Source organism: Halomonas sp. PBN3, assembly GCF_000475415.1.
Taxonomy (GTDB): Bacteria; Pseudomonadota; Gammaproteobacteria; order Pseudomonadales; family Halomonadaceae; genus Halomonas; species Halomonas shengliensis.
Map to the genome: position 1 here is coordinate 1 of NZ_AXCA01000195.1, position 9,472 is coordinate 9,472.

Here is a 9,472-nt window from a genome sequence, read left to right on the forward strand (position 1 = left end):
AGCGTGACCTGAATAGTTACATAGCTTTTAACTGTCATCATCAACTTGCCCGATGATTGTAGACGACCGGTCTAGTTTCAGGGTAAGATACAAACCATGACTAATGCCACGAACGACGTCCGCCAACATATCCTCGATACCGCCCGGATCATTATCGCGGGAAAGGGCTTCAGCGCCGTGGGCCTGAACGAGGTTCTCCAGGCTTCCGGCGTGCCGAAGGGTTCCTTCTACCATTACTTCGGCTCCAAGGAGGTCTTTGGCGAAGCGCTGCTGGAGGATTACTTCGCCGATTACCTGGCTTCGCTCGATAATCTGCTGAGTCGTCCTGATCTTTCCGCAGCACAGCGACTGATCGCCTATTTCGAGTACTGGCTGGAGACCCAGGCAGCCTGTGACCCGAAGGGCAAGTGTCTGGCGGTCAAGCTGGCTGCGGAGGTCAGCGACCTCTCCGAGGCGATGCGTTTAGTTCTTGAACAGGGCACCACGCGAGTGATCGCGCGTTTGGCCAGCGCCATCGAGGATGGCGCCAGCGACGGCTCGCTTCCGGTTGAGCTGGATGCCAGCACAACGGCGAACACGTTGTACCAGTTGTGGCTGGGCGCGAGCCTGCGCGCCAAGCTCACGCGCGACCGTGTACCCATGGAGGCCGCGCTGGCTGCTACGCAGGGCCTGCTAGGCCTGTCTTCTCATCTTCGACGCTGCGCCTGACAGACAGAAAAAAGTCCTCGTAGCTTTTTTTTTGCCCAAACTGTATACGACCGGTCTAATTCAATCAGATGACAAACTTTGCTTCCACGCACGCACATGAGTCCGTTTCGGCCGTCCTTTTCAGGAGTCAGCGATGACCACTGCGATCCTGCAAACCCGCATCGTACTTGCCTCACGCCCCTCGGGTGAGCCGACGCCAGACGACTTCCGGCTGGAACAGGAATCGCTGCCTGAGCCAGGCAAGGGCCAGCTCCTGCTGCGCACGCTGTACCTCTCGCTCGACCCGTATATGCGGGGGCGAATGAGCGATGCTCCGTCCTATGCTCCACCCGTAGCGCTAGGCGAGGTGATGACCGGCGGCGCGGTGAGCCGGGTGGAGGTTTCGCACGACCCGGCATTCAAGGTTGGCGACCTGGTCGTCGGCGACACGGGTTGGCAGAGCCATACGCTTTCCGACGGTCGTGGACTGGTCGTGCTCGATTCCCGGACCACGAATCCTTCGCTGGCGCTGAGCGTGCTCGGCATGCCCGGCTTCACCGCCTACCACGGCCTGCTGAACATCGGCCGGCCGCAGCCGGGCGAGACTGTGGTCGTCGCCTCCGCCATCGGCGCGGTCGGCTCGGTAGTTGGGCAGCTTGCCCGGCTAAAGGGCGCGCGCGCCATCGGCATCGCCGGCGGGCCGGAAAAATGCCGCTACGCGCGCGAAGCGTTCGGCTTCGATGTCTGCCTCGACCACCGCGCGCCCGACTTTGCCGAACAACTGGCTACCGCGACGCCGCAGGGTATCGACGTCTACTACGAGAACGTCGGCGGCACGGTGCTCGACACCGTGCTGCCGCGACTGAACGTCGGCGCCCGCGTGCCGGTGTGCGGGCTGATCGCCCACTACAACGACACCGACCTGCCACCTGGCCCGGACCGCATGCCGATGATGCTGGGGCTGGTTCTGCGCAAGCGCCTGCTGCTGCAGGGTTTCATCATCGGCGACCACTACGCCGACGGTTTCGCGGCGTTTCAGCGCGACATGGGCGCATGGGTCGCCGAGGGCAAGGTCTCGGTCCGCGAAGACTTCGTCGAGGGCCTGGAACATGCGCCCCAGGCGCTGATCGACCTGCTCGCCGGCAGGCACTTCGGCAAGGTCGTGGTACGAGTCGGCACCCCCTGAGTCTTTCACTTCGAACCTCCAAAGGAGAGCCGCTATGGCCAATATTCTCGTCATCCTCACTTCGCACGACCAACTCGGCAACACTGGCAGGAAAACCGGCTTCTGGCTGGAGGAACTGGCTGCCCCCTACTATGCCTTCCTCGATGCCGGCGCGAAGCTGACCCTGGCCTCGCCCAAGGGCGGCCAGCCGCCGCTCGACCCCAAGAGCGACGAACCCGACGCCCAGACCGAGGCGACCCGTCGCTTCCTGGCCGACGCTGACGCGGTCAAGGCCCTGGCCAACACCCGCAAGCTGGCCGAGGTCGCCATCGGCGACTTCGATGCAGTGTTCTATCCCGGCGGCCACGGCCCGCTATGGGACCTGGCTGAAGACCCGGTCTCGATCGGTCTGATCGAAGCGGCGGTCAAGGCGAACAAGCCGGTCGGAACGGTCTGCCACGCACCTGGCGTGCTGCGCCACGTCAAGGATGCCGACGGCAAGCCGCTGGTCGCCGGCAAGCAGGTGACCGGTTTCAGCAACAGCGAGGAGGCTGCGGTTGGCCTGACCGATGTGGTGCCGTTTCTGGTCGAGGACATGCTCAAGGCCAATGGCGGTCATTACAGCAAGGGCGGCGACTGGCAGTCCCACGTGCTGACCGACGGCCTTCTGGTCACCGGCCAGAACCCTGCCTCGTCCGCCGACGCCGCCAAGGCGCTGCTCGCCCTTCTGTGAGGAGATTGAACATGTCCGCTTACGTGGTTTTCCTGCGCGAACGCACCCTCGACGCCACCGAACTTGACATCTATGCGAGGCAGGCTCCAGCCGCGCGCGAAGGACACGATCTGACGCCGCTGGCGTTCTATGGCGATTTCGAGGTGCTGGAGGGACCGGCGATCGAGGGCGGCGTGATCCTGCGCTTTTCCGACATGCAGGCCGCACGCGCCTGGTATCACAGCCCCGCTTACCAGGCAGCACGGGTGCACCGGTTCAAGGGCGCGGACTACCGCGTGCTGTTGCTTGACGGCATCGGCGCGACACCTGCGGCCTGAGTCCCCTAACACGCACAGGATTCTGGAATGACTTCCCATCAGATCGACCCAGCCTCCGCATGGCAGGCCCGCTATGGCGAGGCCGCCGCCCTGCCGCTGCCCCCTGTTCCCGCCGCGCTGGCCGCGCTGCTGGAGCACCGATCAGTGCGCGCCTACACCGATCAACCGGTCGACGACGAGGCACTTCAACTCGCCATCGCTGCCGCGCAATCAGCCTCCAGTTCGTCCAACCTGCAGCCATGGAGCGTGATCGCCGTGCGCGACCCCGCGCGGCGCGCCCGCCTGGCCGCGTTGGCCGGCGGTCAGCGCCACGTGGCCGAGGCACCGCTGTTTCTGGCCTGGGTCGCCGACTGGTCGCGGCTGCGCCGACTCGGTGCCGCGCAGGGTGCCGCGACCGACGGTATCGATTACCTGGAGAGCTACACCGTCGGAGCGGTCGACACCGCGTTAGCCGCGCAGAACGCGGCGAACGCCTTCGAAGCCCTGGGGCTGGGTATCGTCTACATCGGCGGCATGCGCAACCATCCAGAGCAGGTCGCCGCTGAACTGGGGCTGCCGCAGGACAGTTTCGTGGTGTTCGGCATGTGCGTGGGCCATCCCGATCCGGCCCGCCCGGCCGAAGTCAAGCCGCGCCTGGCACAGCCGGCGGTGCTGCATCACGAACGCTACGACGCTGCCGGCGAGGCCGCCGCGGTGGCGCACTACGACTCGCTGATGCGCCGCTTCCAGCAGGAGCAGCAGCGTGACGACCGGCCCTGGTCGCAAGTGTCGGTGCAACGCATCGGCAGCCCCGGCGCGCTGATGGGCCGCCATCGCCTGCGCGAAGCCCTGAACGCGCTCGGCTTCACCCTGCGCTGAATTCCTCGTCCGCGCTCCGGCTCTGCAGGCCGTGACGCCTTCCTCCATCCACTGTCACAAGGAATCATCGAACATGGCATACGCCACCATCAACCCCTACACCGGCGAGACCCTGAAGACCTTCCCGGACGCCACCGACGCCGAGGTGGAACAGGCCATCGCCGCTGCGCACGAAGCCTTCCTGTCCTGGCGCGAGCGCTCGTTCACCGAGCGCGGTGCCATCCTGCAGCGTGCCGCAGACCTGCTGCGCGCCAAGGCTGGCGACTACGCGAAACTGCTGACCCTGGAGATGGGCAAGATCACCGCCGAGGCACTGGCCGAGGTCGAACTTTCCGCGCGCATCTTCGAGTATTACGTGAAGAACGCCGAGGCCCTGCTGGCACCGGAGAAACTGACCGTGGCCGATCCCGCCGAAGGCGACGCGCTGCTGGTGCACGAGCCGCTGGGCGTGATCCTGGCGATCGAGCCGTGGAATTTCCCCTACTACCAGGTCGCCCGCATCCTGGCCCCGCAACTGGCCGCGGGCAACACGCTGCTGCTCAAGCACGCCTCCAACGTGCCGCAGAGCGCGGATGCCTTCGAGAAACTGATGCTCGACGCGGGCTTGCCGCAAGGCGCCTTCAAGAACCTCTACGCCACGCGCCAGCAGATCGAGACCATCATCAACGATCCGCGCGTGCACGGCGTGGCCTTGACCGGCTCGGAAGGCGCAGGCGCGGTGGTCGCCGCCCAGGCTGGCAAGGCGCTGAAGAAGTCGACGCTGGAACTGGGGGGCGCCGACGCCTTCGTGGTACTGGCCGACGCCGAACTGGACAAGACCGTGAAGTGGGCGGTGTTCGGCCGCCACTGGAATGCCGGCCAGGTCTGCGTGTCCTCCAAGCGCATCATCCTGGTCGAGGCCATCTACGATGAGTTCCTGCGCCGCTACACCGAGGGCGTGGCCGGGCTCAAGGCGGGCGATCCGTTCGACCCCGCTACCACCCTGGCGCCGCTGTCCTCGCAGAAGGCCGCCGACGACGTCAAGGAACAGATCCGCCAGGCCGTCGCCCACGGCGCGACCGCGACCGAGGTGGGGCCCAAGGTGCCGGCGCAAGGTGCCTTCGTGCAGCCGACGATCCTCACCGGCCTGACTCCGGACAACCCGGCCTACTACTGGGAATTCTTCGGGCCGGTGTCGCTGATCTACCGCGCCGCCGATGAGGAAGAAGCGATCGCCATCGCCAACGACTCGCCGTTCGGCCTGGGTGGCTCGGTGTTCACCGCCGACGCCAAACATGGCGCGGAAGTCGCCAAGCGCATCTCCACCGGCATGGTGTTCGTCAACCACCCGACCATGGCCAAGGCCGACCTGCCGTTCGGCGGAGTGCGCCGCTCCGGCTACGGCCGCGAGCTGATAGGCCTGGGCCTGAAGGAGTTCGTCAACCACAAGCTGATCGACGTGGTCGATATCGACGCGCCGTTCTGATGCAAGCGGGCCGGCGGCACGGTACCGCCGGCCGCCGTTTCGCGTCCACGGCCGACGTTCAACGTTAACCGAACTCAGGAAACCCTCATGAGTACATCCGATCTGATCACGCGCCTGCCTGGCGTCGTCGCGGCGATGAAGCAGGCGCACCTGAGCGATGGCCCGGCGGACGCCGAACAGCGGCGGGATCGGCTCGCTCGCGCCGAACGCCTGTTGTCCGATAACCGCGCGCAGCTGGAATCGGCCATTCGCGCCGATTATGGCCACCGCAGCCCCTATCAGACACTGGCCACCGATGTGCTTGCGCCCATCAAGAGCATGCGCCACGCGCGCGAGCAACTCGAACATTGGATGCGACCCGAAGCGCAAGACGCCGGTATGCCGGGCGTGCAGGCACGCGTGGAATACCAGCCACTCGGTGTAGTAGGCATCATCAGCCCCTGGAACTTCCCGATCAACCTCTCGTTCGGGCCACTCGCAGGCGTGTTCGCCGCCGGCAACCGCGCGCTGCTCAAGCCGTCCGAACTGACGCCCCGCACCTCCGATCTGCTGGCCGAGCAGATTCCGCGCTATTTCGATGCGCTCGAATTCGGCGTCGTGCTCGGAGACGCCGAAGTCGGCGCCGCCTTCACCGCGCAACCGTTCGACCATCTCATTTACACGGGCAGCACGGCAGTGGGGCGTCTTGTGATGCGCGCCGCGTCCGAGAACCTTGTACCGGTAACGCTGGAACTTGGCGGCAAATCGCCCGTGCTCGTCGACGTGGACGCCGACATCAAGATAGTGGCCGAGCGGGTGCTCACATCCAAGACATTCAACGCCGGGCAGATCTGCATCGCCCCCGATTATGTGCTTCTGCCGCCGTCCGCACGCGAGGCGTTCATCGAGCACGCCCGCGCGTTCGTTGCGGCCACTTATCCAGATCTGGGAAGCAACACCGATTACACCGCCGTTGTCAACGATCGGCACTTCCAGCGCCTGCAGGTGTTGCTCGATGACGCCCAGGCCAAGGGAGCAACCGTCATCAGTCTTGCACCGGACGGCGAAGCAGATGCCGATCCTGCGACCCGCCTGCTGGCACCGACGCTTGTACTGGATCCCGACGATACGATGCGCGTGATGCAGGAAGAAATCTTCGGGCCGGTCCTGCCGCTGGTGAACTGCCCGGATCTTGACCATGCCATCGACTACGTCAATGCCCATCCGCGTCCGCTGGCCGCGTACTACTTCGGCAGCGACGCAACGCGTCAAAAGCGCTTCACCGAACGCACCACCTCGGGTGCAGCAGTGATCAACGACACGCTGATCCACGCTTTTATCGAGGATCTGCCGTTTGGCGGTATCGGCCCTTCCGGCATCGGCGCCTACCACGGCATCCATGGGTTCCGGCGTTTCAGCCACGCCAAGGCCGTGGTGATGCAGAGCCCGGACGGGACCTCCAGCCTGGCGCTGCGCGCGCCCTATGCCGACAAGCAGAAAGCGGTCGAGGCACAGCTGAGCGAATGATTTTTTCCTGGGCGGAGCACACCGCCCTTCGTAAACCTACGGAGCTGAATACCATGAAGATTTTCTACAAGACCCGCGCCACCGCCGTCGGCGGCCGTTCCGGCCGCACCACGCTGGACGATGGCAGCCTCGCGCTGGATATGGCCATGCCGGGGTCCGGCAAGGCTGGCGTCAACCCCGAGCAACTGTTTGCCATGGGTTACGCCGCCTGCTTCGACAACGCGCTGCCGGTGGCGGCCAAGCAACTGAAGCTGGCACCTACTGCCACCAAGACCTCGGTCGAGGTCGGCATCGGCCAGAACGCCGAGGGCGGCTACAGCCTGGACATCGACCTGTATGTGGAAGTCCAGGGCCTGAGCGAAGCCGACGCGCAGAAGCTGGTGGAAACCACCCACCAAGTCTGCCCGTACTCCAACGCCACCCGCGGCAACGTCGACGTGCGCCTGCACACCAGCGTCGCCTGAAACACATCAAACCCAAGGAGAAACACCATGACAGTAAAAGCCTATGGCACCCACGCCGCTGACACGCCGCTGGCGGCGCTCGACATTGTTCGCCGCGAGCCGGGGCCGCACGACGTCAAGATCGACATCGCCTACTGCGGCGTCTGCCATTCCGACCTGCACCAGGCCCGCAACGAGTGGGCCAACACGCTGTACCCCTGCGTGCCCGGGCACGAAATCGTCGGCCACGTTTCGGCCATCGGCAGTGCGGTGACCAAGTTCAAGATCGGCGACACGGTCGGCGTCGGCTGCCTGGTCGACAGTTGCCATCATTGCCCGGCCTGCGACGCGGGCCTGGAGCAGTATTGCGAGCACGGCCAGGTCTTCACCTACAATAGCCCGACGCATGATGCGCCCGGCCACACCCTGGGCGGCTATTCGCAGCAGATCGTAGTTAAGGACGACTTCGTCCTGAAGGTTTCGCACCCCGAGGCGCAACTGGCCGCCGTGGCGCCGCTGTTGTGCGCCGGCGTCACCACCTGGTCACCGTTGCGCCACTGGAAGGTCGGTCCTGGCCAGAAAGTGGGCATCGTGGGTATCGGCGGGCTTGGCCACATGGGCATCAAGCTGGCACATGCCCTGGGCGCACACACCGTGGCCTTCACCACCAGCGAGAGCAAGCGCGCCGCTGCGCTGGAACTGGGCGCCGACGAAGTCATTGTCTCGCGTAACGCTGAAGAGATGGCGGCGCACGCCAACAGTTTCGACTTCATCCTCAACACGGTCGCAGCCAGCCACGACCTCGACGCCTTCACTGGCCTGCTCAAACTCGACGGCACCATGACCCTGGTCGGCGTACCCGAGCACCCGCACCCGTCGCCGAGCATCGCCAATCTCATCTTCAAGCGCCGCAGCATCGCCGGCTCGCTGATCGGCGGCATCGCCGAGACCCAGGAGATGCTCGACTTCTGCGCCGAGAAAGGCATCGTCGCCGAGATCGAGATGATCGCCATCCAGCAGATCAACGACGCCTACGAGCGCATGCTCAAGAGCGACGTGAAGTACCGCTTCGTGATCGACAGCGCGAGCCTGGCCGCCGCCTGAGGCGAAACAGCCTAACCGTTGCGGGCCGCTTCCCGGCGAGGCGGCCCGCGCGAAGCAACAGGAGATTCCAGATGAAAGCCATCGTGACACGCAGCCCCGGCGGCCTGGACTGCCTCGAACTACGCGAACTCCCCGACCCCGGCCAGCCTGGTCCAGGTCAGGTCCGTGTGAAGCTGCACGCCAGCTCGCTCAACTTCCACGATCTGCTGGTCGCCAACGGCGGCATCCCCGCCGCCGACGGACGGGTACTACTATCCGACGCCGCCGGCGTCGTCGAAGAGGTGGGCGAAGGCGTGAATGAGTTCAAGCCCGGCGACCACGTCGTCTCCGGCTTCTTTCCGCAATGGACCGACGGCCTGCCGTTCGCCGCGGTCGGCAACTTTCAGGGCACGCCGGGCGACGGCATCGACGGCTACGCCACCGAAGTCGCGGTGCGCGCAGCCGCCGACTTCACCCTGGCGCCGCGCGGCTGGAGCCACGCCGAGGCGGCGACCATCACCACCGCCGGGCTGACCGCCTGGCGCGCCCTGGTGGCCGACGGCCCGCTCAAGGCCGGCGAGAGCGTGCTGGTTCTGGGTAGCGGCGGGGTTTCGGTGGCGGCGCTGCAAATCGCAAAAGCGATGGGCGCGAGCGTGATTGCCACCTCCTCGTCGGATGAAAAGCTCGAACGTCTGCGCTCGCTCGGCGCCGACCACCTCATCAATTACCGCCGCACGCCGCAATGGGGCAAGCGGGTGCTGGAGATCACCGGCGGGCGCGGCGTCGATCACGTCGTGGAAGTCGGCGGCCCGGGCACGCTGGCACAGTCCATTCATGCGGTGCGCGTGGGCGGTCATATCGCGCTGATCGGCGTATTGACCGGCCGAGGCGGCGAGGTGCCGACTGCCGTATTGATGGCCAGGCAGGCACGCCTGCAGGGCCTGATCGTCGGCAGCCGGCGCCTGCAGCAGGAGTACGTGGCGGCGCTGGAGCAGACCGGCATCCACCCGGTGATCGACCGCAGCTTCCCGTTGGAGCAGCTTGCTGAGGCTTTCCGCTACCAGGAGAGCGGCCGCCATTTCGGCAAGGTCGTGGTGGATATCTGATCACCCAAGCCCTGTCCGTCCAGCTGCGCTGGCGGACGCGGCGCCCGGGACGCGCCCGGCTGCATACCGGACCCGGGCGTGGATATTTGGTAACTATTCAGGTGGCTGC

General features: G+C 65.6%; 10 protein-coding genes. All 10 read left to right on the plus strand.

The annotated features are described in order from the left end of the window. Nucleotides 1-96 precede the first annotated feature (96 nt). The 10 genes from Q673_RS32960 (at nucleotide 97) to Q673_RS33005 (ending at nucleotide 9,363) form a co-directional block, all read left to right on the plus strand. Nucleotides 97-708 carry a TetR/AcrR family transcriptional regulator gene (locus Q673_RS32960; protein ID WP_023007043.1) on the plus strand — a complete coding sequence of 204 codons (612 nt, stop codon included), beginning with the start codon at nucleotides 97-99 and terminating at the stop codon, nucleotides 706-708. Nucleotides 709-841: 133 nt separating this feature from the next. After that, nucleotides 842-1,873, plus strand: a complete 1,032-nt coding sequence (locus tag Q673_RS32965) for an NADP-dependent oxidoreductase (protein WP_023007044.1) — start codon at nucleotides 842-844, stop codon at nucleotides 1,871-1,873. Between the two features lie 34 nt (nucleotides 1,874-1,907). Continuing rightward, a complete protein-coding gene (locus Q673_RS32970) occupies nucleotides 1,908-2,585 on the plus strand; it encodes a type 1 glutamine amidotransferase domain-containing protein (RefSeq protein WP_023007045.1) in 678 nt (225 codons plus the stop codon). Nucleotides 2,586-2,596: 11 nt separating this feature from the next. After that, a complete protein-coding gene (locus tag Q673_RS32975) occupies nucleotides 2,597-2,902 on the plus strand; it encodes a DUF1330 domain-containing protein (protein WP_023007046.1) in 306 nt (101 codons plus the stop codon). 27 nt (nucleotides 2,903-2,929) lie between these two features. Further along, a complete protein-coding gene (locus tag Q673_RS32980) occupies nucleotides 2,930-3,760 on the plus strand; it encodes a nitroreductase family protein (protein WP_023007047.1) in 831 nt (276 codons plus the stop codon). Nucleotides 3,761-3,833: 73 nt separating this feature from the next. Further along, on the plus strand, nucleotides 3,834-5,225 hold the full coding sequence (locus Q673_RS32985; RefSeq protein WP_023007048.1) for an NAD-dependent succinate-semialdehyde dehydrogenase: 1,392 nt from the start codon (nucleotides 3,834-3,836) through the stop codon (nucleotides 5,223-5,225). A gap of 87 nt (nucleotides 5,226-5,312) precedes the next feature. Beyond that, nucleotides 5,313-6,731 carry a coniferyl aldehyde dehydrogenase gene (locus tag Q673_RS32990; protein ID WP_023007049.1) on the plus strand — a complete coding sequence of 473 codons (1,419 nt, stop codon included), beginning with the start codon at nucleotides 5,313-5,315 and terminating at the stop codon, nucleotides 6,729-6,731. Between the two features lie 53 nt (nucleotides 6,732-6,784). Beyond that, entirely contained in the window at nucleotides 6,785-7,195 is a 411-nt protein-coding gene (locus Q673_RS32995; protein ID WP_023007050.1) for an organic hydroperoxide resistance protein, read from the plus strand. 27 nt (nucleotides 7,196-7,222) lie between these two features. After that, nucleotides 7,223-8,278 carry an NAD(P)-dependent alcohol dehydrogenase gene (locus tag Q673_RS33000; RefSeq protein ID WP_023007051.1) on the plus strand — a complete coding sequence of 352 codons (1,056 nt, stop codon included), beginning with the start codon at nucleotides 7,223-7,225 and terminating at the stop codon, nucleotides 8,276-8,278. Between the two features lie 71 nt (nucleotides 8,279-8,349). Continuing rightward, on the plus strand, nucleotides 8,350-9,363 hold the full coding sequence (locus tag Q673_RS33005; protein WP_023007052.1) for a zinc-dependent alcohol dehydrogenase family protein: 1,014 nt from the start codon (nucleotides 8,350-8,352) through the stop codon (nucleotides 9,361-9,363). Nucleotides 9,364-9,472 lie beyond the last annotated feature (109 nt).